This window comes from Streptomyces sp. Z423-1 (genome assembly GCF_013009255.1).
Lineage (GTDB): Bacteria > Actinomycetota > Actinomycetes > Streptomycetales > Streptomycetaceae > Streptomyces > Streptomyces gossypiisoli.
In genome coordinates, this window is record NZ_CP053109.1 from 1,007,661 (window position 1) to 1,029,443 (window position 21,783).

At 72.6% G+C, this 21,783-nt stretch carries 20 protein-coding genes and 1 pseudogene; 17 read left to right on the plus strand and 4 right to left on the minus strand.

Annotated elements, in window-relative coordinates; all coding sequences use genetic code 11:
* Positions 1–202 precede the first annotated feature (202 nt).
* Positions 203–1,177: a DUF3048 domain-containing protein gene (locus HJD23_RS04705; RefSeq protein WP_171113847.1), complete on the plus strand. Its 975-nt coding sequence runs from the start codon at positions 203–205 to the stop codon at positions 1,175–1,177.
* A gap of 29 nt (positions 1,178–1,206) precedes the next feature.
* Here the strand turns inward: HJD23_RS04705 and HJD23_RS04710 are convergent, their stop codons facing one another.
* Positions 1,207–1,698 (minus strand): MarR family transcriptional regulator, encoded by a 492-nt coding sequence (locus HJD23_RS04710; RefSeq protein ID WP_171113848.1) that lies wholly within the window; start codon positions 1,696–1,698, stop codon positions 1,207–1,209.
* Positions 1,699–1,878: 180 nt separating this feature from the next.
* Here HJD23_RS04710 and HJD23_RS04715 point away from each other — a divergent pair, with 180 nt between their 5' ends.
* The 8 genes from HJD23_RS04715 (at position 1,879) to HJD23_RS43440 (ending at position 8,619) form a co-directional block, all read left to right on the plus strand.
* Complete coding sequence (locus tag HJD23_RS04715; protein ID WP_171113849.1) at positions 1,879–2,634, plus strand: CoA transferase subunit A; 756 nt, start codon at positions 1,879–1,881, stop codon at positions 2,632–2,634.
* A complete protein-coding gene (locus tag HJD23_RS04720) occupies positions 2,634–3,281 on the plus strand; it encodes a CoA transferase subunit B (RefSeq protein WP_171113850.1) in 648 nt (215 codons plus the stop codon). The genes HJD23_RS04715 and HJD23_RS04720 overlap by 1 nt, the downstream gene beginning before the upstream one ends.
* Positions 3,278–4,480 (plus strand): thiolase family protein, encoded by a 1,203-nt coding sequence (locus HJD23_RS04725; RefSeq protein ID WP_171113851.1) that lies wholly within the window; start codon positions 3,278–3,280, stop codon positions 4,478–4,480. The genes HJD23_RS04720 and HJD23_RS04725 overlap by 4 nt, the downstream gene beginning before the upstream one ends.
* An 18-nt stretch (positions 4,481–4,498) precedes the next feature.
* Entirely contained in the window at positions 4,499–5,272 is a 774-nt protein-coding gene (gene pcaH, locus HJD23_RS04730) for a protocatechuate 3,4-dioxygenase subunit beta (protein ID WP_171113852.1), read from the plus strand.
* A 5-nt stretch (positions 5,273–5,277) separates the two neighbouring features.
* Positions 5,278–5,892 (plus strand): protocatechuate 3,4-dioxygenase subunit alpha, encoded by a 615-nt coding sequence (gene pcaG / locus HJD23_RS04735; RefSeq protein ID WP_171113853.1) that lies wholly within the window; start codon positions 5,278–5,280, stop codon positions 5,890–5,892.
* Complete coding sequence (gene pcaB, locus HJD23_RS04740) at positions 5,889–7,184, plus strand: 3-carboxy-cis,cis-muconate cycloisomerase (protein WP_171113854.1); 1,296 nt, start codon at positions 5,889–5,891, stop codon at positions 7,182–7,184. The genes pcaG and pcaB overlap by 4 nt, the downstream gene beginning before the upstream one ends.
* Positions 7,181–8,302 carry a 3-oxoadipate enol-lactonase gene (pcaD, locus tag HJD23_RS04745; RefSeq protein ID WP_171113855.1) on the plus strand — a complete coding sequence of 374 codons (1,122 nt, stop codon included), beginning with the start codon at positions 7,181–7,183 and terminating at the stop codon, positions 8,300–8,302. Before pcaB ends, pcaD begins: the two co-directional genes overlap by 4 nt.
* A gap of 86 nt (positions 8,303–8,388) precedes the next feature.
* Positions 8,389–8,619, plus strand: coding sequence for a hypothetical protein (locus tag HJD23_RS43440; protein ID WP_240980629.1), 231 nt, complete (start codon positions 8,389–8,391; stop codon positions 8,617–8,619).
* A gap of 12 nt (positions 8,620–8,631) precedes the next feature.
* On the opposite strand, the gene HJD23_RS04755 is transcribed toward HJD23_RS43440, so the two are convergent.
* A complete protein-coding gene (locus tag HJD23_RS04755) occupies positions 8,632–11,310 on the minus strand; it encodes a tetratricopeptide repeat protein (RefSeq protein ID WP_171113856.1) in 2,679 nt (892 codons plus the stop codon).
* Between the two features lie 188 nt (positions 11,311–11,498).
* Here HJD23_RS04755 and HJD23_RS04760 point away from each other — a divergent pair.
* From HJD23_RS04760 to HJD23_RS04770, 3 genes and pseudogenes are all read left to right on the plus strand, one after another.
* Positions 11,499–11,712: pseudogene (locus HJD23_RS04760) on the plus strand (metabolite-proton symporter); the annotation flags it as partial.
* A gap of 4 nt (positions 11,713–11,716) precedes the next feature.
* Positions 11,717–12,871 (plus strand): anhydro-N-acetylmuramic acid kinase, encoded by a 1,155-nt coding sequence (locus HJD23_RS04765; protein WP_171113857.1) that lies wholly within the window; start codon positions 11,717–11,719, stop codon positions 12,869–12,871.
* 234 nt (positions 12,872–13,105) lie between these two features.
* On the plus strand, positions 13,106–14,191 hold the full coding sequence (locus HJD23_RS04770; RefSeq protein ID WP_171113858.1) for a DUF2510 domain-containing protein: 1,086 nt from the start codon (positions 13,106–13,108) through the stop codon (positions 14,189–14,191).
* Positions 14,192–14,326: 135 nt separating this feature from the next.
* On the opposite strand, the gene HJD23_RS04775 is transcribed toward HJD23_RS04770, so the two are convergent.
* The gene (locus tag HJD23_RS04775; RefSeq protein ID WP_171113859.1) at positions 14,327–14,941 is read right to left on the minus strand and encodes a TetR/AcrR family transcriptional regulator; all 615 of its coding nucleotides are present in this window, start codon (positions 14,939–14,941) and stop codon (positions 14,327–14,329) included.
* Between the two features lie 171 nt (positions 14,942–15,112).
* On the opposite strand from HJD23_RS04775, the gene HJD23_RS04780 reads away from it, so the two are divergent.
* Together HJD23_RS04780 and HJD23_RS04785 are read left to right on the plus strand one after the other, a co-directional pair.
* On the plus strand, positions 15,113–15,958 hold the full coding sequence (locus HJD23_RS04780; protein ID WP_171113860.1) for a phosphatase PAP2 family protein: 846 nt from the start codon (positions 15,113–15,115) through the stop codon (positions 15,956–15,958).
* Positions 15,955–16,848, plus strand: coding sequence for a DMT family transporter (locus HJD23_RS04785; protein ID WP_171113861.1), 894 nt, complete (start codon positions 15,955–15,957; stop codon positions 16,846–16,848). Before HJD23_RS04780 ends, HJD23_RS04785 begins: the two co-directional genes overlap by 4 nt.
* 3 nt (positions 16,849–16,851) lie before the next feature.
* Here HJD23_RS04785 and HJD23_RS04790 read toward each other — a convergent pair whose 3' ends face one another.
* Positions 16,852–18,903, minus strand: a complete 2,052-nt coding sequence (locus tag HJD23_RS04790; protein ID WP_171113862.1) for a phospholipase C, phosphocholine-specific — start codon at positions 18,901–18,903, stop codon at positions 16,852–16,854.
* Between the two features lie 359 nt (positions 18,904–19,262).
* Between HJD23_RS04790 and HJD23_RS04795 the strand changes: the two genes are divergently transcribed.
* Genes HJD23_RS04795 through HJD23_RS04805 form a run of 3 tightly spaced genes read left to right on the plus strand, consistent with a single transcriptional unit; the run spans position 19,263 to position 21,780 of the window.
* Positions 19,263–20,234, plus strand: coding sequence for an ABC transporter substrate-binding protein (locus HJD23_RS04795; RefSeq protein ID WP_171113863.1), 972 nt, complete (start codon positions 19,263–19,265; stop codon positions 20,232–20,234).
* On the plus strand, positions 20,231–21,004 hold the full coding sequence (locus tag HJD23_RS04800) for an ABC transporter permease (RefSeq protein WP_171113864.1): 774 nt from the start codon (positions 20,231–20,233) through the stop codon (positions 21,002–21,004). The genes HJD23_RS04795 and HJD23_RS04800 overlap by 4 nt, the downstream gene beginning before the upstream one ends.
* Complete coding sequence (locus tag HJD23_RS04805; protein WP_171113865.1) at positions 21,001–21,780, plus strand: ABC transporter permease subunit; 780 nt, start codon at positions 21,001–21,003, stop codon at positions 21,778–21,780. The genes HJD23_RS04800 and HJD23_RS04805 overlap by 4 nt, the downstream gene beginning before the upstream one ends.
* Positions 21,781–21,783 lie beyond the last annotated feature (3 nt).

Here is a 21,783-nt window from a genome sequence, read left to right on the forward strand (position 1 = left end):
GGTACCCGAGGGGGCGGCGCCGAACCGTGGGCCGGGTGGGCTAGTCGGGGTGCGCGATCGGCGTATGTGCAGTTCGGAGTATTTGTAGCAAGGAGCCGGATCCGATCGGGTATGGCCACCGATGAACAGATAAGCGCACAATCGATGGCACAGGACTGGTCGGGTGGCAGCGGTGGGCGAAAGCACGGGACGAAGAGCGCGCATGCGGCGGCTCGCCGTGGCGGCGGCGTTGGGCATCGTGACGGCGGGCTCGCTCACCGCGGGCTGTACGGGCGGGGGCAAGCCGGCCGACGACGGGCGGGCGCCCGAGCCGAGGCCGACGCCGTCGCCGACCCGGAGTGCGCAGCGCACGGCCTCGGCGCTCGCCGTGAAGGTCGACAACGCGGCCGGCGCCCGGCCCCACACCGGACTCGACGCGGCGGACATCGTCTACGTCGAGCAGGTCGAGGGCGGCCTGAGCCGCCTGCTCGCGGTGTACGCGAGCGAGTTGCCGAAGGCCGTCGGACCCGTGCGCAGTGCCCGTGAGACGGATCTGGAGCTGTTGCGCCAGTTCGACCGCCCGACGCTCGCCTTCTCCGGCGCGCAGACCAAGCTGCTGCCGCTGATCGACCGTGCCCCGCTGCACGCCGAGCCGCCCGGCCGGACCCCCGGCGCCTACTACCGCGCCACCGACAGGGCCGCCCCGCACAACCTCTACCTGCGCCCGCACCACCTCATGCCCTCCGCCCCGGGCAAGGCCGCCCTCACCCCCACCGGCTTCACCTACGGCCCCGCCCCCGAGGGCGGCGAGCCGGAGACCAGCCGCACCGTCCGCTACCCGGCGGCCCGCTTCACCTTCACCTGGGACGACAGCCGGGACCGCTACCGGGTCGCGATGGACGGAACGGCCGCCGTGACGACCGACGGGCAGCCGGTGGCGCCCTCGACGGTCGTCGTGCAGTACGTGCGGATGCGCCCGTCCGGCTACTTCGACTCCCGGGGCAACAACTCGCCGTACACCGAGACCGTCGGCTCGGGGACCGCGCAGGTGCTGCGCGACGGGAAGTCGTACGAGGCGCTCTGGAAGCGCCCGGATCCGGACGACGGCACCCGGTTCACCACGGCGGACGGCGAGCCGGTGAACTTCGCCGACGGCCAGGTGTGGGTGGTGCTCGCCCGGGCGGCTAGCCGGGGCTGAGGTCGGAGGACTGAGGTCAGAGGACTGAGTCAGGTCCGGGCCGCGAGGGGCTCCACCGGGTTGCCCGGATCGCCCGGATCACCCGGGTTGCGGAGCCCCTCCGCCGCGTCCGCGACCCGCCGGACGAGGTCCAGGAACCGCGTCTGCTCCGCGGCGGACAAGGGGGCGAGGAACACCTGGTTCATCCGGGCGGTGCGCAGCGCCAGCTTGCGATGGGTGCGCACGCCGTCCTCGGTCAGGCGCAGCAGGAAGCGGCGGCCGTCGCCCGGATCGCGGACCTTGTCCAGCAGTCCCCGGCGGCCGAGCCGGCTGATCACCTCCGCGACGGTGGACCGGTCGAGCCCGACCCGCTCCCCCACCGTGCGCTGGTCCAGCCCCGGCTCGTCGACGAGCGCGTTGAGCACGGCGAACTGCGGTGAGGTGATCTCCTCGGACACCATCGCGTTCCACAGCAGATAGTGCGCCTGCTGGAGCCGCCGGGCGAGATGCCCGGGATGGTTGGTGAGATCCACCGCCGCCATGTCCGCTCCCCGAAGTCCTGTCTATGTCAGTGCACTGAACGATACCTTCGAAAGCACGGAGCTGTCGCCGGTGGCGGCCAGGTCTTGACGGTGGACCCCCCGAGTGGCAGCGTGAAGGAAACTTCACTGAATTACTCAGTGTCCTGAGTAATCGCCCTCGGGAGAGATGGGGCTTCTCGGATGGACAAGGTGGTCGCCACGGCCCTGGAGGCGGTGGCCGATGTGGGCGACGGCGCGTCGCTCGCGGTGGGCGGCTTCGGGCTGAGCGGTGTCCCGAACGTACTGATCGAGGCGCTCTTCGAGCGCGGCGTCGGCGGGCTGTCGGTGGTGTCGAACAACTGCGGCGCGATGGAGTCCGGCCTGGCGGTGCTGCTCGCGGCCGGGCGGATCGACCGGGTGACCGGCTCCTACATCGGCGCGAACAAGGAGTTCGCCCGCCAGTACCTGGCCGGGGAGCTGGAGCTGGAGCTGATCCCCCAGGGCACGCTGGCCGAGCGGCTGCGGGCGGGCGGGGCCGGTATCCCCGCCTTCTACACGCCGGCCGGAGTGGGCACGCAGGTCGCCGAGGGCGGACTGCCGTGGCGCTACGACGGTCAGGGCGGGGTCGCGGTGGCCTCACCGCCCAAGGAGGTACGGGAGTTCGACGGCGTGGAGTACGTGCTGGAGCACGGCATCCGCACCGACTTCGCCCTCGTACGCGCCGCGAAGGGCGACCGGCACGGCAACCTGGTCTTCAACAAGTCCGCCCGCAACTTCAACCCCCTTGCGGCGATGGCGGGCCGGGTGACCATCGCGGAGGTGGAGGAGCTGGTCGAGCCGGGTGACCTCGACCCGGACGCCGTGCACGTGCCCGGCATCTTCGTCCAGCGGGTGGTGGCCCTGACCCCGGAGCAGGCCGCCGACAAGCGCATCGAGCAGCGGACGGTGAGCAACTGATGGCCTGGACACGCGAGGAGATGGCCGCGCGGGCCGCGCGTGAGCTGAAGGACGGGCAGTACGTCAATCTGGGCATCGGCCTGCCGACGCTGATCCCCAATCACCTCCCGCCCGGCGTGGAGGTGGTGCTGGAGTCGGAGAACGGCATCCTCGGCACCGGCCCCTACCCGACCGAGGAGCAGATCGACCCGGACCTGATCAACGCGGGCAAGGAGACCGTCACCGTCCTGCCGGGCGCGTCCTTCTTCGACTCGGCGCTGTCCTTCGGGATGATCCGCGGCGGGCACATCGATGTCGCCGTGCTGGGCGCGATGCAGGTCTCGGAGCAGGGCGACCTGGCGAACTGGGCCGTCCCGGGCAAGCTGGTCACCGGCATCGGCGGGGCGATGGACCTGGTGCACGGGGCCCGTACCGTCATCGTCGTGATGACCCACACCGCCAAGGACGGCAGCCCGAAGATCCTCGACGAGTGCACGCTTCCGCTCACGGGCAAGGCGTGTGTGAACCGGGTCATCACCGACCTCGGGGTGCTCGATGTGACCGACGGCGGGCTGGTGCTGACCGAGTGCGCGCCGGGCGTCACCGCCGAGGAGATCACCGCGAGGACCGCCGCGAAGGTGCGGGTCGGCGAGGAGGGGCGGTCATGAGGGACGTCTACGTCGTCGACGCCGTCCGCACACCGATCGGCCGCTACAACGGCGGCCTCGCCACCGTCCGCCCGGACGACCTGGCCGCCCACGCCGTCCGGGAACTCCTCGCCCGCACCCCGGCGTTGGACCCGTCCCGTATCGAGGACGTCTACTTCGGCAACGCCAACGGCGCCGGCGAGGAGAACCGCAACGTCGCCCGCATGGCCGCCCTGCTCGCCGGTCTGCCCACCTCCGTGCCCGGCGTGACGGTCAACCGCCTGTGCGCGTCCGGCCTGGAGGCGGTGATCCAGGCGGCTCGCGCCATCGCCTGCGGGGACGCCTCCGTCGCGGTGGCCGGTGGGGTGGAGTCGATGACCCGGGCGCCGTATGTCCTGCCCAAGAACGACAAGCCGTTCCCGGCGGCCCACACCGAGCTGTACTCCACCACCCTGGGCTGGCGCATGGTCAACCCCAAGATGGACCCGCAGTGGACGGTCCCGCTCGGTGAGAGCGCCGAACTCATCGCCGAGAAGCACAAGATCACCCGCGAGCAGCAGGACGAGTTCGCCCTGCGCAGCCATCAGAAGGCCGCCGAGGCCCAGCGCCAGGGCCTCTTCGACGCCGAACTCGCTCCCGTGGCCATTGCGCAGCGCAAGGGCGACCCCGTCGTCTTCGCCGCCGACGAATCCGTACGCCCGGACGCCTCACTGGAGGCGATGGCCAGGCTCAAGCCGTCGTTCCGCAAGGACGACGGCACGGTCACCGCGGGCAACGCCTCCCCGCTCAACGACGGTGCCGCCGCCCTGCTGCTCGTGGACGAGGACGGGCTGCAGGCCACCGGCCGTGAGCCCCTCGCCCGCGTCGGCGCCACCGGCGTCTCCGCGCTCGACCCGCACTACTTCGGCCTCGCCCCCGTCGAGGCGGTGAACCGGGCGCTCGCCAAGGCGGGCAAGGGGTTCGGCGACCTGTCGGTCCTGGAGCTGAACGAGGCCTTCGCCGCCCAGGTGCTCGGCTGCGTCGCCGAATGGCCCGAGTTCGACCCGGCGATCCTCAACCCTCAGGGCGGTGCCATCGCCCTCGGTCACCCCCTCGGCGCCTCCGGTGCCCGCCTCGCCGGCACGGTCGCCCACCAGCTCGCCCGCAAGGGCACCGGCACCGGCGTCGCCACCCTCTGCATCGGTGTGGGCCAGGGCCTCGCCCTCGTCCTCGAACGCTAAGAACCCCCAGGGACCCCCATGACTCTCACTCAGCACGACATCGACCAGGAGATCGCGGCCGAGCACGCCGCCTACGAGAAGCGCGTCGCCGACGGCGGGCCCGTCGAGCACCACCCGCGCCGCGACTACGCCCCGTACCGCTCCTCGCTGCTGCGCCACCCGAAACAGCCGCTGGTCGCGATCGACGTGGCGAAGGACCCGGAGCTGGTGGAACTCGCCTCCCCCGCCTTCGGCGAGCGCGACATCACCGAGATCGACAACGACCTGACCCGCCGGCACACCGGCGAGCCGATCGGCGAGCGCATCACCGTCTCCGGCCGTCTGCTGGACCGCGCCGGACGGCCGATCCGCGGTCAGCTCATCGAGATCTGGCAGGCCAACTCGGCAGGCCGCTACGCCCACCAGCGCGAGCAGCACGACGCCCCGCTGGACCCGAACTTCACCGGCGTGGGCCGCACCCTCACCGACGCCGACGGCTTCTACCGGTTCACCACCATCCAGCCCGGCCCCTACCCGTGGCGCAACCACGTCAACGCCTGGCGCCCGGCGCACATCCACTTCTCGGTCTTCGGTACGGCGTTCACCCAGCGGCTGGTGACACAGATGTACTTCCCGAACGACCCGCTCTTCGCCTACGACCCGATCCTGCAGTCCGTGACGGACGACGCCGCCCGGCAGCGCCTGGTCGCCACCTACGACCACAGCCTGTCCGTGCCGGAGTTCTCGCTGGGCTACCACTGGGACATCGTGCTCGACGGCCCGCACGCCACCTGGATGGAAGAGGGACGCTGACCGCCATGACGAAGATCGACAGGAGCAGCCCGGAGCACGTGCTGCCCACCCCGTCGCACACGGTGGGCCCGTTCTACGGATACGCGCTGCCCTTCCCCGGCGGCGAGGACATCGCGCCCGCCGGGCACCCGGACACCATCACCCTGCACGGGTACATCACGGACGGCGAGGGCAAGCCGCTGCCCGACGCCTTCGTGGAGCTGTGGGGCCCGGACCCGGACGGCAGACTGCCCCAGGTGGACGGCTCGATGCGCCGCGACCCGGCGTCGGGCGGCTTCCTCGGCCGCACCGGCGTGGAGTTCACCGGCTGGGGGCGCATCCAGACGGATGCGGGCGGCCACTGGTACGCCCGAACGCTCCGGCCCGGTGCGCGCGGGAGCAGCGCCCCGTACCTCAGCGTGTGCGTCTTCGCGCGTGGCCTGCTGGTGCATCTGTTCACGCGGATCTACCTGCCGGGCGACGAAGCGGCGCTGGCGGCGGACCCGCTGCTGTCCCGGCTGCCCCAGGCGCGCCGCGACACGCTGATCGCGCGCCCGGAGGGCGACGGCGCCATGAGCACCTACCGTTTCGACATCCGCCTTCAGGGCGAAGGCGAGACGGTCTTCCTGGAGTTCCAGTGACTTCTGCGGTTCCCGACACCGGCCTGCTCGCCCCCGGGTGGGCAGGCTCCCCCGCCGCGTCCGCGACGAGCGACACCGCCTGTCTGCAGGCCCTGCTCGACGCGGAAGCGGCCCTCACCCGCGCACAGGCCTCGCTCGGGCTGGCCCCGGCCGACGCGGCGACGGCGGTCACCGAGGCCGCCGACGCCGGCCGGTACGACGTACGGTCCCTGGCGGAGCGTGCCCGTGGCGGTGGCAATCCGGTCATCCCGCTGGTGGCCGACCTGACGAAGGCGGCCGGTACGGAGTACGGGCCGTACGTCCATCGGGGTGCTACCAGCCAGGACATCATGGACACGGCGACCATGCTGATCGCCGCGCGCACCCTGAACCTGATCCTGGCCGACCTCGCCCGCACCGAGCGGGCGCTGGCCCGGCTGGCCGCCGAGCACCGTGATACGCCGATGCCGGGGCGCACGCTCACCCAGCACGCCGTACCGACGACCTTCGGCCTGAAGGCGGCCGGCTGGCGGTCCCTGGTGCTGGACGCGCGGGACCGGGTGGCGGCCGTACGGGACGCGCTGCCCGCCCAACTCGGGGGCGCGGCCGGTACGTTGGCGGCGTTCGGGGAGTACGGCGCGAGTGACCCCACCGCGCTGCCGACGGCGTACGCGCTCGAACTCGGCCTGCAGGCGCCGGACCTGCCCTGGCACACGCTGCGGACGCCCGTCGCGGACCTCGCGGGGTGTCTGGCGCTGACGGCCGGGGCGCTCGGCAAGCTGGCCGCCGATGTCCTCACCCTGTCCCGGACCGAGATCGCCGAGGTCGCGGAGGGCAGTGGCGGGGGGTCGTCCGCGATGCCGCACAAGGCCAATCCCGTACGGTCCACCCTGATCGCCGCGGCGGCCCGGCGGGCGCCTCAGCTCGCCGCCACGCTGTACGCCTGTCTGGTCGCGGAGGACGAGCGGCCGGCCGGGGCCTGGCACGCGGAGTGGGAGCCGCTGCGGGAGCTGCTGCGGCTGACCGGCGGGGCCGCCCGGGATGCCGCCGAACTGGCCGAGGGGCTCCGGGTCCACCCGGACGTCATGCGTGAACACCTCGGTCTCACCCAGGGGTTGATCGTCTCGGAGCGGCTGGCCGCCGAACTCGCGCCCGTGCTGGGCCGGGCCCGCGCCAAGGAGCTGCTCACCCGGCTGGCCGCCGAGGGGCGCCCCCTGTCGGACGCGCCGGAGCTGAAGGACGTCGACCTCGACCCCGCCCATTACACCGGCTGTGCCGGAACCCTCGTCGATCGTGCTCTGGAGCGACGTTGAAGCTGCTCAACCACTGTGCCGAAGGGGCCGCTTCCGCGCCCCCGATGCTCCTCGGGCCCTCGCTGGGCACCTCGTACGCCCTGTGGGACACGGTCGCGCCGGAGCTGTCCGTCACCCACCGGGTGATCCGCTGGGACCTGCCGGGGCACGGCGGCTCGGCGGCCGAGCTGGTCGGGGCCGGGGCCACCGTCGGTGACCTCGCCGACCTGGTGCTCGCGCTCGCCGACGCGCTGGGCGTGCAGCGGTTCGCGTACGCCGGGGTGTCGCTGGGCGGAGCGGTGGGGCTGCACCTCGCCGTGCATCACCCCCAGCGGGTGTCGTCCCTCGCGGTGATCTGCTCGTCGGCCCACTTCAACGGGGCGAAGCCGTGGCAGGAGCGGGCCGCGCTGGCGCGGCGCGAGGGGCTGGCCTCGCTCGCCGCGAGCGCGGACGCCCGCTGGTTCACGCCCGGGTTCACCGTGCCCCGGCTGGTGCGGGACCACCGGGACGCCGACCCGGAGGCGTACGCGGCCTGCTGTGACGCGCTCGCCGCGTTCGATCTGCGGGAGCGGCTCACGGAGATCTCCGTGCCGACGCTGCTGATAGCGGGCCGTGAGGACCCGGCGACGCCGCCCGCGCATCTGCGGGAGATCGCGGACGCGGTGCCGGGGGCGGCGCTCGTGGAGCTTCCCGGCGCCTCGCATCTGGCGCCCGCACAGTGCCCCGAGGCGGTGCTCACCGCTCTGCGGGCACACCTCGACGGGCCCGCCCTGCGGGGCATGGAGGTACGGCGACAGGTGCTCGGTGACGCGCACGTCGACCGGGCCCAGGCGCGCCAGACCCCCTTCACGGCACGCTTCCAGGACTTCATCTCGCGCTACGCCTGGGGCGAGATCTGGACCGACCCGACGCTCTCCCGCCGGGAACGCAGCATGATCACGCTGACCGCGCTGGTGGCGCACGGCCACTACGAGGAGCTGGCCATGCATGTCCGCGCGGCGCGACGCAACGGGGTCACACCCGAGGAGATCGGGGCGGTGCTGCTCCAGACGGCCGTGTACTGCGGGGTCCCGGCGGCGAACTCGGCGTTCGCGGCGGCGCAGCGGGTGCTCGCCGAGGAGGACGGCGCCGTCGGGTGATGCGGGCGGCCGGACACCGGCCGTACCACGGGCGGAGCACGGGCCGCGTGCCTACGGTGCGAACATGTCCACCGTTCTGATCACCGGTGCCGGGCGGCGGGCCGCGCACCACCGTGCGGGAGGTCGGCGCCGACGGCCACGAGCTGCGGCTGACGGTGAACTATCAGGGTCGCCGACGCGAGGACGCCGGGCGCGCTGTCGGCGACCGTGCACCGGGGTGTGACGGGACGCGCCCGGCGCGGGCGCATCCGGCGGCGTACGACCCGCAGGTGCGCGAGCGGCTGGCGGTGGTCACCGAGCAGTTGCTCGGCATGTGACGTGGCCCCTCGTTACGCCTCCAGTTCCGCCAGCCCCTCCCGTGCCTGGCGGGCCAGGCCGTCCGCGCCGCATGAACGGGCCAGGGTCAGGCCCCGGTTGAGTTCCGTCGTGGAGCGGGCGGCGAGGCCGTACTCGATGCGGGCGGCGGCGTGTTCGTACTGGCAGGGCGAGGCCTCCAGGTAGGTGACGGCCTGCGCGGCGAGGCGTACCTTGCGCTGGCCGGTCTCCAGGCGGGCGGCGCAGCGCAGGGCCTCGCCGATCGCGGTGTCGGTGCCGAACCGCTCGGCCTGGCGGCGGGCGTCGGCGGCCAGCCGGGCGGCGCGGGCCGGGTCCTGGGTGGTGAGGGCACCGGCGAGGTCGATGGTCCAGGGGGCCAGCACCGGGTTGTGGCCGCCCCGCGCGGCGGCGGCCTTCTCGGCGCCCTCCAGTTCGTTGATGCCGTCCTCGGTGCGGCCCACGGCGAGCAGCAGCCGGCCGCGCACCGAGCGGGTGTCGGGGAGGACGATCGTGGACGGGTAGGGCGGGGTGAAGCCGTACTGCTCGGCGATCGTCCAGGCCTGCTGCACATGCCCGCGGGCGAGCAGCGTGTCGACCAGGCCGCAGGTCGCCGACCAGTACAGCGGCAGTCCGCGGCCGACCCGCTCGGCGAGGCGCAGCGACTCGCGCAGGACGGTCTCGGCGTCCTTCAGGCGGCCCTGCCTGCGGAAGGCGAGGCCCAGGAAGGCGTTGGCGAGGGCGAGGTGGCCGCCGCTCCAGCCGGCCGTGGTGTAGGTGCGCAGGGCCTCGGCGAACAGGTTCTCGGCGCGGTCCAGGCGGTCGGCGTAGGCGTAGGAGCTGCCGAGCATCATCAGCAGTTCGACGCCCCACTCGGTGTCGGTCCAGCCGAGCCCGGGGGCGAGCCGCCCGTTGACGAGGGCGCGGTCGCACACCTCGACGACCTCCTCGGCGTTCTCGCCGTGGGTCATGGCGTCGAAGCCGCGCAGGATGAGCAGCGCGCGCTCGGAGTTGTCGCGGCCGGTGCAGGTGCGGGCGAGGTCGGCGAGCCGCTCGGAGCGTCCCGGGGCAGGTGCCTCACCGGCGTGGATGCCCTCCCACATGTACTGCACGGCCCGCAGCCGCAGCCGGGCGGGCCCCTCCTCGTGCCGGGCGGCCTCGGCCTCGACGGTGCGGACGGCCTGTTCCAGCTGGTCGTTGTGGAGCAGGGCCTGGGAGAGGCGGAAGACGGCGTCGACGCGGGCGGGGCCGTCGAGGCCGGGCATGGCGAGCGCGGTCTGGAGGTGGTCGATGGTTCTCGCGGGCGCGGTGAGCAGGGTGGCGCAGCCCAGTTCGTAGAGCACACGCGCGTGCACATCTGGCCGGGGCGGTTCCTTCAGGGCGCGTTCCAGGCAGCGGCGGGCGGCGTCGGGGGCGCCGACGGCGAGGTGTTCGCGCGCGGCCTCGCGCAGCTGCTCGACGAGTTCGGCGTCGTCGTCCGGGTGGACCTGGAGCAGATGCCGGGAGGCGGCCGCGGCACCGCGGCCGGAGTCGGTGACGATCTGCGCGGCGATGCCGTGCATGGCGGTGCGCAGGGCGTCGGGGATGGAGTTGTACACGGCGGTGGCGATCAGCGGGTGGACGAACTCCAGGTCGCCGTCGTCGGCCTGCGCGCCCGCCGGGTCGGGGGCGGTGAGGATACGGGCCGTGCACAGTAACTCGGCGCAGCGCACCGCCTGTTCGGGGCGCATGGTGGTGAGCCGGGCGACCAGGCCGACGGAGATGCCGGTGCCGAGTATGGCGGCCGCCCAGGCGAACCGGGTCGCGTCGATGCCGAGCCCTTCGAGGCGGGCGACGAGTCCGCCGCCGCGCGCCGAGCGGTTCAGGGCGCGCAGTTCACCGGCCGAGCACTCGACCGGCTCCAGCTCGCTGTCCTGGACCTTGGCGAGGAGTTCGACGGTCTCGTAGGGGTTGCCGCCGGTGACGGCCCAGACCTCGCGGCAGAACGGGTCGTCGGCGTGCGGGCCGACGGTCGCGCGGGTGAGCCCGGCGGTGGCGTCGGGGGTGAGGGCGCTCAGCGTCGTCGCCGGGCGGGCCGCGGCGGCGGCGACCGCGTCCAGGTGGCGGGCGCTCTCGCCGGTCACCTCGCCCGGCCTGCGGGCCACCACGACCAGCACGGACAGGTCGTGCAGCCGCTCGGCGAAGGCGGCCAGCCAGCGCAGCGTCTCCTGGTCGGCCCAGTGCGCGTCGTCGACGAGCAGCACCAGCGGCCAGTCCCGTTTGGCCAGCCGGCGCACGGCCGCGACCAGCCCGTCGCACACGCCCTGCGGGTCGGCCTGCCGCTCGCCGGGGTGGGAGATGCCGAGGGCGGGTCCGGCGATGTCGTACCAGTCGCCGAGGTACTCGCGGGCCTCCTCGGGCAGCAGCGACACGAGGGCGGGTTGCAGCAGTTGGCGTACGACGTTGAAGGGGACGGACCTGAGGGTCTCGCCGCCGCGTGCCGACCACACCGTGCAGCCGCGTTCCTCGGCCAGCCGGCGGGTCTCGGCGAGCAGCGCGGTCTTGCCGAGTCCGGCCTCGCCCCGGAACACCAGCAGACCGCCCGACGACGAGCGGTCCGCGCACAGGGCGTCGATCGCCTCGACGACCGCGGCGACCTCCTCGTCGCGCTCCCACAGGGAAGCCGAGGCGCCCGCGGCCGGGGGTACCTCCGTCATCCCGCTACCTCCCCAAGTCGCCCGAACGACGTACAGAGCGAGCGTAGCCCCACGGCAGGTCCTGCGGTGGGTGGTCGGAGGGTTGTTGCCGTCATGGGTGACGGCAGATGCAGGAGGATGACCGAGCCCGCAGCACGGCCCTGTTGCCGGGAGCGGGAGCTTCGGCGCCCGCCCACGCGCGAGGTCGGTTCCCGACAACCGTGCGCCACACCGGCCTGGGACTCGCCTACGCCCTGTCCAATGCGGTGTTCTCGGGCTGTGCCGGGCTCATCATCACGGAGACCGTCTGAACGGACCGGCGGCGTGGACATCCCCGCGTACTACGCTGCGGCCGCCTGCGTGGTCAGTGTGCCGGCCCTCGCCACGCTCCCGGCGAAGGGCACTTCGAGGAAGGCGAGGTGAACGGATGCGGGTGATCGGGCTGATGTCCGGCACGTCGTACGACGCCATCGACGCGGCGGCGGCCGAGCTGAGCCTCGTCGGCGACAGCCTCGTACTGAAGCCGCTCGGCATGGTGAGCGAGCCGTACGACGACGACCTGCGGGCGGCGCTCGCGGCGGCACTGCCACCGGGGACGACGTCGCTGGCGGAGGTGTGCATGCTGGACACCCTGATCGGGCAGGCCTTCGCGGCGGCGGCCGTCCGGGCCGACCGGGAACTGTGCGGCGGGCGGGCCGAGTTGGTGGCCTCGCACGGGCAGACGGTGTACCACTGGGTCGACGGGGGCCGGGTGCACGGCACCCTGCAGCTCGGGCAGCCCGCGTGGATCGCCGAGGCGACCGGGCTGACCGTGGTCGCCGACTTCCGGCCCCGGGACATCGCCGCCGGGGGCCAGGGTGCACCGCTGGTCAGCCTGGTCGACCTGCTGTGGCTGCGCGGGCGGCCGGGCACGCCGGTCGCCCTCAACCTCGGCGGGATCGCCAACCTCACCGCACCCGACGGGACCGCCTTCGACACCGGGCCGGGGTGTGCGCTGATCGACGCGGCGGCCCACGGTTTCAGCGGCGGGCGGCTGGCCTACGACGTGGACGGCGCCCTGGCCGCCCGCGGCCGGATCCGTCCGGCGCTGCTGGAGCGGCTGCTGGCGGAGCCGTACTACGCGCTGCCCGCGCCCAAGACGACCGGCAAGGAGCTGTTCCACGTCGGATATCTGCACCAGGCGCTGGCCGGGGTCGGCACGCTGCCCGCCGAGGACGTGATCGCGACGCTCACCCATCTCACCGCGCGCACGGTCGCCGACGCCGTGCGGGCGGTGGGCGCCACGGAGGTCGTCGCGTCCGGCGGCGGCACCCGCAATCCGGTGCTGCTGCGGATGCTCGGCGAGCTGCTGCCCGGCGTGGCCGTGCGCCGCTCCGACGAGCTCGGGCTGCCGTCGGACGCGAAGGAGGCGTACGCGTTCGCGGTGCTGGGGTTCCTGACGGTGCAGGGCCTGCCCGGAACGGTCCCGACGAGCACGGGAGCCCGGCACCCGAGGGTGCTGGGGTCGGTGACGCCGGGGCAACACGGACTGCCGCTGCCCACGGCCGCCCGCAAGGGCCCCGCGCAACTGGTCCTGGAATAACCGGCATCAGACCGTGCCGTGCATGTGCACCACCTGCCCCGCACAACCCCGACGAGCACGGGAGCCCGGCACCCGAGCGTGCTGGGGTCGGTGACGCCGGGGCGACATGGGCTGCCGCTGCCCACGGCCACCCGGGAGGGTCCGGTGCCGCTGGTGCTGGAATGAGCGGGGCGGATCGGGTGTGGGAGGGAGCCCTCTCATCCCGCTTTCACCGAGGCCTCATACGGTGGGGTCATGACGCAGGTGACTCCTCCCGGGTGGTATCCCGACCCCGGGCAGACAAGTGACGGTCCCGCCACCGAGCGCTGGTGGGACGGCAAGGCATGGACGGAGCAGACCCGTCCGGCGGGGTCGGCCGCGGGCTGGGGTCCCCCGGCGGGACCTCCGCCGGCCTCCGACGCGCAGCAGGCCCAGCCGGTGTATCCCGTGTATCCGGGGGGAGCGGGGGCTCCCGGCTATGCGGGGCACCAGGCGTTTCCCGGTCATCCGGGGTATCCCGGGTATCCGGCCGAGCCGCCGGGCGGGCGGCGACGGGCGCTGCGGACCGGGATAGCCGTCGCGGTGGCGGCCGCGGTCCTCGCCAGCATCGGCATCGGCGTGTACGCGCTGACCAAGGACGACGGCGGCGGTGCGAGCCGCGCCGACTCGCAGCAGCAGGGGCAGGGCGGGCAGGACGGCGGCCCCGGCGGCGGGCAGGGCGGGCCGTTCGGTGACTCGGGCGGGTCCGGTGGTTCTGGCGGGTCCGGCGGGGAGTCCGCCGCGCCCGAGGCGCCTCGGGCGCCGGAGGTCGAGGGTGGCGGCACGCTGTCCGACCCGGTGAACGGGATCAGCATGCCGGTGCCGGAGGGCTGGACCGGTCAGTCCTTCAACGTGGGCGCGCAGATGACGTCCGACGACAGCTACAAGTGCCCGGGCGACACGTCCAAGTCGTGCACGAAGGGCGGCGCGTACTCGGCACCCGTCGAGCTGCTGGGCACCAAGGGCACTACGCCGGAGGAGGTCGCCAAGGCGGACATCGCGGCGAACGCCGAGGAGTCGTACGGCGGCAACAGCTACGGGAAGATCACCTCGCACGAGGTGCTGGCGTCCAAGGCGGTGACGGTGGCCGGGCAGAAGGGCTACATGGTCCGCTGGAAGGCGATCACCAGCAAGGGCGCCGACGGCCTGGTCGAGTCGCTCGTCTTCCCCTCGCCCGCCGACTCGGGGCGGTTGGTCGTGGTCCGCTTCGGCCTCGACGCCGACCAGAAGGCGTCCCTCATCGACGACATCACCAAAGGCATCAAGGCCTCGTCCGGCGGAGGCAACGGGCAGAGCGTCTGAGGTGCGGCCGGGTGGGCTACCTCTCCGCTCCAGAGGTACCCCACCCGGCCGGGGGTGCGCGCCGCCCCCGTCCCCACGGTGCGGCGCGAGCAGGCCGGTCGTCCCGTCATCCCTGGGACGGCGCGGCCTGGGTCTTCACTTGAGGCCGAGTGACGGCAGCACAGCGGCCTCGACGAACTTCAGCAGATAGTCCGGGTCGGCGTCCCGGCCCTCCAGGATGGGCCGCACCCGCAGCACGCCGAACATCTGCGCGGCCACGTACGGCAACGCCGGATGGTCGGCGGCGAGTTCCCCGCGCTCCACCCCGCGCCGCAGGATCTCCTCGATCGCGGCGATCTCCGGCTCGACGAGCGCCTCACGCAGCGCCTGCGCCAGCTCCTTGTCCTCCATGACCGCGTGACCGAGCGCCTGGACCAGCCGGTGGTCCCGGCCGGACCACTCCCCCACCGCCCGCGCGGCCTGCCGCAGGTCCTCGGCCAGCGAGCCGGTGTCGATCCCGGCGAAGCTCACCCGGCGCCGGGAGCGCAGGGCCGCCGCCACGAACTGCGGCTTGGTCTTCCACTGCCGGTACAGCGTGGACTTGCTGCACCGCGTGCTGGTGGCGACGCCGTCCATGGTCACGGCGTCGTAGCCGCACTCGCGGATCTGCTCGATCACCGCGTCGAAGAACTCCTGCTCACGCTCGCGCGTCAGCTTGGAGCGGCGCGAGGCGCCGACCGTCTCCGGTCGGTCCGCGGCCTGCGACGTCATCGGTCCGTCTCCTCTTTCCCGTCCGGCGGCCAAGGGGCCCGCAGTCCAGTGTGTCGTACGCAATCGATACGTCAGTGTACCGGTACTCCCACGTATCGGTACACTGACGTATCGGTACGTAGCCGTATCGATGAGCAGCTTGTGCACCACCGTCAGCGAAGGGGCCGGGGGATGAATGCCCGCACCGAGCCTGCCGAGGAGGACGCCGGGATAGCGCGGCCTCCTCTCGTCCGGGAGTTCCTGCTGGTCGCGGGACTCTTCCTCGTCTACAAGTTCGGCCGACTGCTGGCGACCGACCACACCCACGAGGCGTTCCGCAACGCACACCGGGTGTGGGACCTCGAACGGGCCGTTCGCCTCCCCGGCGAGGGCGTGGTGCAGTCCCTGGTGCTGCACAGCGAGGGCCTGGTGCGCCTCGCCAACACCTACTACGCCACGGTCCACTTCCCGGCGACGGCGGCCTTCCTCGTCTGGCTGTACCTACGGCGCCCGGGCCACTACGTCTGGGCCCGCCGGGTGCTCGCCGCGGTCACCGCCACCGCGCTGGTGCTGCATCTGGCGTTCCCGCTGGCGCCGCCGCGGATGCTCGCGGCCACGGGGCTGGTGGACACCGGGCGGGTGTACGGGCCGTCGGTGTACGGCTCCCCGCAGACGGACCAGTTGTCGAACCAGTTCGCGGCGATGCCCTCGCTGCACTTCGGCTGGGCCCTGATGGTGGCGATCGGCCTGATCGTGGCGACCCGCTCGCGCCGGCGGTGGCTGTGGCTGCTGCACCCGCTGCTGACCCTGCTGGTGATCGTGGGGACGGCGAACCACTACTGGCTCGACTCGATCGTCGTGGCCGCGCTGCTGGGCGGGGCGCTCGCGGCGATCCGGCCGACGGTGCGCGCGTCCGCGCCGGGCGCCCAGGTCGTAGTACCGGGGGAGGAAGTACCGGCGAGGGAAGTACCGGGGAAGGAAGCACCGGCCACGGAAGTACTGGCGCAGGAACCGGCGCTCGTGGAGTCGGGCCGATGAGCGCGACCGTGCTCGCCGTCGTCCTGTCGCTGTTCTCCGCCGTCGCCTACGCGGCCGCCGCCGTCGCCCAGGAACGGCTCGCCGCCCGTTCCTCCGGCTCGGGTGTGCTGCGGCTGCTGGGCAGGGCGGCGTGGTGGGTGTCGGTGGCGCTGAACGCCTCCGGGGCGGTGCTGCATGTCGTCGCCCTGAAGTACGGGCCGTTGACGGTGGTGCAGCCGCTGGGGGCGCTGACGCTGGTCGCGGCGGTGCCGATGGGGGCACGGCTCGCGGGGCGGCGGGTCAGCGCGGTGGAGTGGCGGGGCACCGCCTTCACCCTGGTCGGGCTGGGCGCGCTGCTCGTGACGGCGTCCGGGCCCGCGCCCGACGAGGCGCTCGGCGTGACCGAGGCACTGGCCGTGGCGGGATCGGCGTCCGTGCTGATCGGCGCGCTGGCCTGGCCCGGCACCCGGCCCGGCCTGCGGCACGCCACCGCGTCGGGTGTCGCCTCCGGCGTCGGCTCCGCCCTCACCCAGACAGTGACGGTGGCCGCGACGGACGACTCGGGGCCGCTGCTCAGCGGCCAGGTCGTCGGCGTGGCGCTGCTGGTCGCGGCGTTCGCCACCGGCGGCCTGCTGCTGTCCCAGACCGCCTACCGGGGTGGCCTCGGCGCCCCGCTCGCGGTGGTCACCCTCAGCAATCCGGTGGCGGCCGCGGTGATCGGTCTCTCCCTGCTCGGCGAACGGCTTCGGGGCGGACCGGCGGGCGTGCTGATGGCGCTCACGGGGGCGCTGCTGGCCTCCTGGGGCGTGGTGCTGCTGTCCCGGACGGCACCGGAGAACCGCCCGGCGATGCCCGACCCGGAAAAACTGGTGCCCCGGCAGCGACAGCCGGGGCACCTCACGCCGCTGTGAGAGCTACTCGGTAATGATCGCCGGGTCGCTCACACCCGGGCGCCCGTTCTCGACGTGCCCCGCGAAGCGCCGCAGGAACGCCCGGTCGGCGTCGGACGTGACCGTCAGGTCGTACCAGCGACGGCTCGCCGACAGGTCGACGACGTGCTTCACCGTCGAACCGGGACGCACCTTCAGGGTCTTGGTCCGGCCCGTGTAGCCGTTGGCCAGCTTCAGGTGCGCGGTGCCGGAGCCGTTGTTGGTGAAGGTCAGCACGACGTCGTCACCGAAGTGCCGCGCCGTGACCTCCGCGCCCGCCACCTTGTTCGGCCCCTTGAGGACGCGCAGGAAGCCGTTGGGACCGTGCACGGTCAGGTCGTACGAGCCGTTCGAGTACGCCGAGTTCCAGATGTCGGAGATGCTCTTGCCGGCCTCGGTGGTGTACTGCCACGGACCGTCCGTTCGGTTGCCGGAGGTGACCAGGAACGCGGCACCGGCCTGGGCGCCGGAGGCGAAGGTCAGCGTGAACTTCCCGGCGGCCGCGTCCACCGAGCCGTCCACCAGCGGGGCGTACTTCAGCGGTCGGGCCGGGCGCAGGCCGCGCTCCTGCTTCGGCATGTCCGGGTCGGCCGGCGGCGTCGGACGGTAGTCGGGGTGACGCTCGCGGTCCGGCGGCTCGTAGCCGTCGGTGCCGGGCAGCGCGGCCGGCCTGGTGTCCTTGCGGGAGAAGTCGAACGCCGAGGTCAGGTCACCGCAGATGGCGCGCCGCCAGGGCGAGATGTTCGGCTCCTGGACGCCGAAGCGGCGCTCCATGAACCGGAGGATCGAGGTGTGGTCGAGGGTCTCGGAGCAGACGTAGCCGCCCTTGCTCCACGGCGAGACGACGAGCATCGGCACGCGCGGGCCGAGGCCGTACGGACCGGCCGGGCGGCTGCTGTCGCCCTTGTACAGGTCCAGCGAGACGTCGACCGTGGACCTGCCCTGCGCGGCGGACTTCGGCGGCAGCGGCGGCACCACGTGGTCGAAGAAGCCGTCGTTCTCGTCGTACGTGATGAACAGGGCCGTCTTCGACCAGACCTCGGGGTTGGCGATGAGGGCGTCCAGGACCTGCGCGATGTACCAGGCGCCGTAGTTGGAGGGCCAGTTGGAGTGCTCGGTGAAGGTTTCGGGGGCGGCGATCCAGGAGATCTGCGGCAGCCGGTCGGCCTGGACGTCGGCCTTCAACCGGTCGAAGTAGCCGTCGCCGTTCTTGACGTCGGTGCCGGTGCGGGCCTTGTCGTACCAGGGCTCGCCGGGCTTGGCGTTGCGGTACCTGTTGAAGTACAGCAGCGAGTTGTCGCCGTAGTTGCCGCGGTAGGCGTCGTTGATCCAGCCCCACGAGCCCCCCGCGTCCAGGCCGTCGCCGATGTCCTGGTAGATCTTCCAGGAGATCCCCGCCTGCTCCAGGCGCTCGGGGTACGTCGTCCAGTCGTAGCCCAGTTCGTCGTTGCCGAGGACCGGGCCGCCGCCCGTGCCGTCGTTGCCCGTGCAGCCGGACCACATGTAGTAGCGGTTCGGGTCGGTGGAGCCGATGAACGAGCAGTGGTAGGCGTCGCAGACCGTGAAGGCGTCGGCGAGGGCGTAGTGGAACGGGATGTCCTCGCGGGTCAGGTACGCCATGGTCGTGGTGCCCTTGGCGGGCAGCCACTGGTCGTACTTGCCCCCGTTGTAGGCCTGCTGCCCGTCGTTCCAGCCGTGCGGCAGGCCCTCCAGGAACTGCATGCCGAGGTCGTCGGCGTCCGGGTGGAAGGGCAGCACTTCCTTGCCGCCGTCCGCCTGGTGCCAGATCGACTTGCCGTTGTCGAGCGTCACCGGCCGCGGGTCGCCGAAGCCGCGGACGCCGCGCAGCTTGCCGAAGTAGTGGTCGAAGGAGCGGTTCTCCTGCATCAGGACGACGATGTGCTCGACGTCCTCGATCGTCCCCTTGCGGTGGTTGGCCGGCAGTGCGGCGGCCCGCTCGATGCTGCTCGCCAGGGCGGTGAAGGCCGTGGTGGCCCCCGCGATCTGGAGGAATCTGCGCCGGTTGACTTCGGGCATGAGTGAGGGACCTCTCGTCCTGAGGGAGTTCTACCGGCCGGGTGATGACGGAATGCGCGCGGAAGGAGTGTTCCAAGAGCACCAAACGTCAGGGAAGGGTCTGGTGGCGCCGTTGTGAAAGTCGCGAGTACGCGGGGTGCGCGGCGATGTTCACGGCGGCGCCCCGTTCGGTCCACAGCCGCGGGCGACCTCGCCGAGGATGCGGACTGGATGGTCAACGACCTTGCGCGGCACGGCCATTGACCCGGCGGTCGGTGGGTTCTAGGTTCCGGCTGAGCACCGAATGAGCACCACTGTGCGCCGTACGCACAGCCTGTCGGAAACACCGTTGTCCGTGCGTTGCCCGTACAGGAGGAGCCATGCGTCGTCCCCTCGCCGGTCTCATCACCGGCGCCCTGCTGCTCGTCACGGCGGCCTGCAGCGGCTCGTCCGGCCCTTCCGCGTCCCCCGGGAGTTCGGGCTCCGGCGGCACCACCACGGTCAAGGTGGGGCTGATCCCCATCGTCGACGTGGCCCCGCTCTACCTCGGCCAGCACAAGGGCATCTTCGCCAAGCACGGCCTGACCCTGGAGACGAGCCCGGCGCAGGGCGGTGCCGCGATCGTGCCCGGGGTGGTCAGCGGCCAGTTCCAGTTCGGGTTCTCCAACGTGACCTCGCTGATGATCGCCGAGACCAACAACGTGCCCGTGCAGGCCGTCGTCAACGGCATCGCCTCGACCGGCGTGCGGGGCAAGGACTTCGGCGCCCTCACGGTCAAGGAGGACAGCGCCGTGCGGACGGCGAAGGACCTGGAGGGCAAGAAGGTCGCCATCAACACTCTGAAGAACATCAACGAGACCGCGGTGCGGGCCTCGGTGAGCAAGGCGGGCGGTGACCCGGACCAGGTGGAGTTCGTCGAGCTGGCCTTCGACCAGATGCCGGCCGCCCTCGACGGCGGGCGGATCGACGCCGCCATGGTGGTCGAGCCCGCGCTCGCCACCGTCAAGAGCCAGGGCGGCCGGGAGATCGCCTCGCCGTTCGTCGACATCGCCCCGGACCTCACCATCGCGATGTACTTCACGTCCACGCGGTACGCGCAGCAGAACCCGGACGTGGTGAAGAAGTTCCGGGACGCCACCGAGGAATCTCTCGCGTATGCCGACTCCCACCCGGACGAGGTCCGCGAGATCGTCACCACATACACCAAGATCTCGCCGGAGGTGCTGGAGCAGGTGACGCTGCCGAAGTGGCCCGCCGAGGCGAACCGCGACTCCATCATCGACCTGATGAAGCTCGGCTACGAGGACGGCCTGTTCAAGTCCTCCCCCAACCTGGACCAACTGCTGCCGTGAAGGGCGTGAACGCCGCGCTCGGCGCGGCCGGGCTCGCCGCCTTCCTCGCCCTGGGCGAGGCGGTGCCGCGCCTCGGCCTGGTCGACGACGCCTACTTCCCGCCCACCAGCCGCATCGCCGACGCCCTCGGCGCGGAACTCGCTCAGGGCGCCTTCTGGACGGCCCTCGGCGACACCCTCACCGGCTGGGCGCTCGGCCTCGCGATCGCGGTGAGCGCCGGAATCCTGGCCGGGGTGGTGATCTCAATCGTGCCGTACCTGCGCGAGGCGACGGCCTCGACGATCGAGTTCCTGCGCCCGATCCCGTCCGTCGCCCTGATCCCGCTCGCCGTGCTGCTGTACGGCACGGAACTCCGCTCGGTCCTCCTCCTCGTCGTCTACGCCGCCTTCTGGCAGGTACTGATCCAGGTCCTGTACGGCGTCCAGGACGTCGACCCCGTCGCCGACGAGACGGCACGGTCGTACGGCCTCGGCCCCTGGGCCCGCGTCCGGCACGTGCTGTGGCCGAGCGCACTGCCGTACGTCATGACCGGCGTACGGCTGGCCGCGGCCGTCGCGCTGATCCTCGCCGTCACCGCCGAACTCGTCATCGGCGCCCCGGGGCTGGGCGCCCGTATCGCGGTCGCGCAGACTTCGCAGGCGGTGCCCGAGATGTACGCGCTGATCGTGGTCACCGGTCTGCTCGGGCTGCTGATCAACGTGGGCGCGCGGACGGTGGAGCGGCGGGCGCTGGCCTGGCACCAGTCGGTGCGCGGGGAGGTGGCGGTGTGAGCCGTGTCCTGCTCCGCGTGGTCCTGCTGCTCGCTCTGCCCGCCGTCCTCGTCACGGTGTGGTGGCTGGCCTCCGCCGGGAGTACGAACGTGTACTGGCCGACGCTGCGCACGATCCTTCGGGCGTTCCCGGACGTGTGGACCGCCGACCGCCTGCGCTCCGACGTACTGCCCAGCCTGCTGCGGCTGGCGGGCGGTTACGCCACGGCGGCCGTGGTCGGCGTGGCGCTCGGCACGCTGATCGGGTCGTCCCCTCGGGTGCGGGCGGTGTGCGAGCCGGTCCTGGAGTTTCTGCGGGCGGTGCCGCCGCCCGTGCTCGTGCCGGTGCTCATGCTGTTCGCGGGCATCGGCGACACCATGAAGGTCGCGGTCATCGCGAGCGGCTGTGTCTGGCCGGTGCTGCTCAACACGGTGGAGGGCGTGCGGGCGGTGGACGCGGTGATGGCGGACACGGCCCGCTCGTACGGCATCACCGGTGTCGCCCGGCTGCGGCACGTGGTGCTGCGCTCGGCGAGCCCGCAGATCTTCGCGGGACTGCGGCAGGCGCTGTCCATCGGGATCATCCTGATGGTCATCAGCGAGATGTTCGCCGCCAGCAACGGACTCGGCTTCACCGTCGTGCAGTTCCAGCGCGGCTTCGCGATCCCCGACATGTGGACCGGGATCCTGCTGCTCGGCCTGCTCGGCTTTCTGCTCTCCGTGGTCTTCCGGCTGGTCGAGCGGCGGGCGCTCGGCTGGTACCACGGGCTGCGCGCATCCACCCGGCGGTCCCGGTGACGT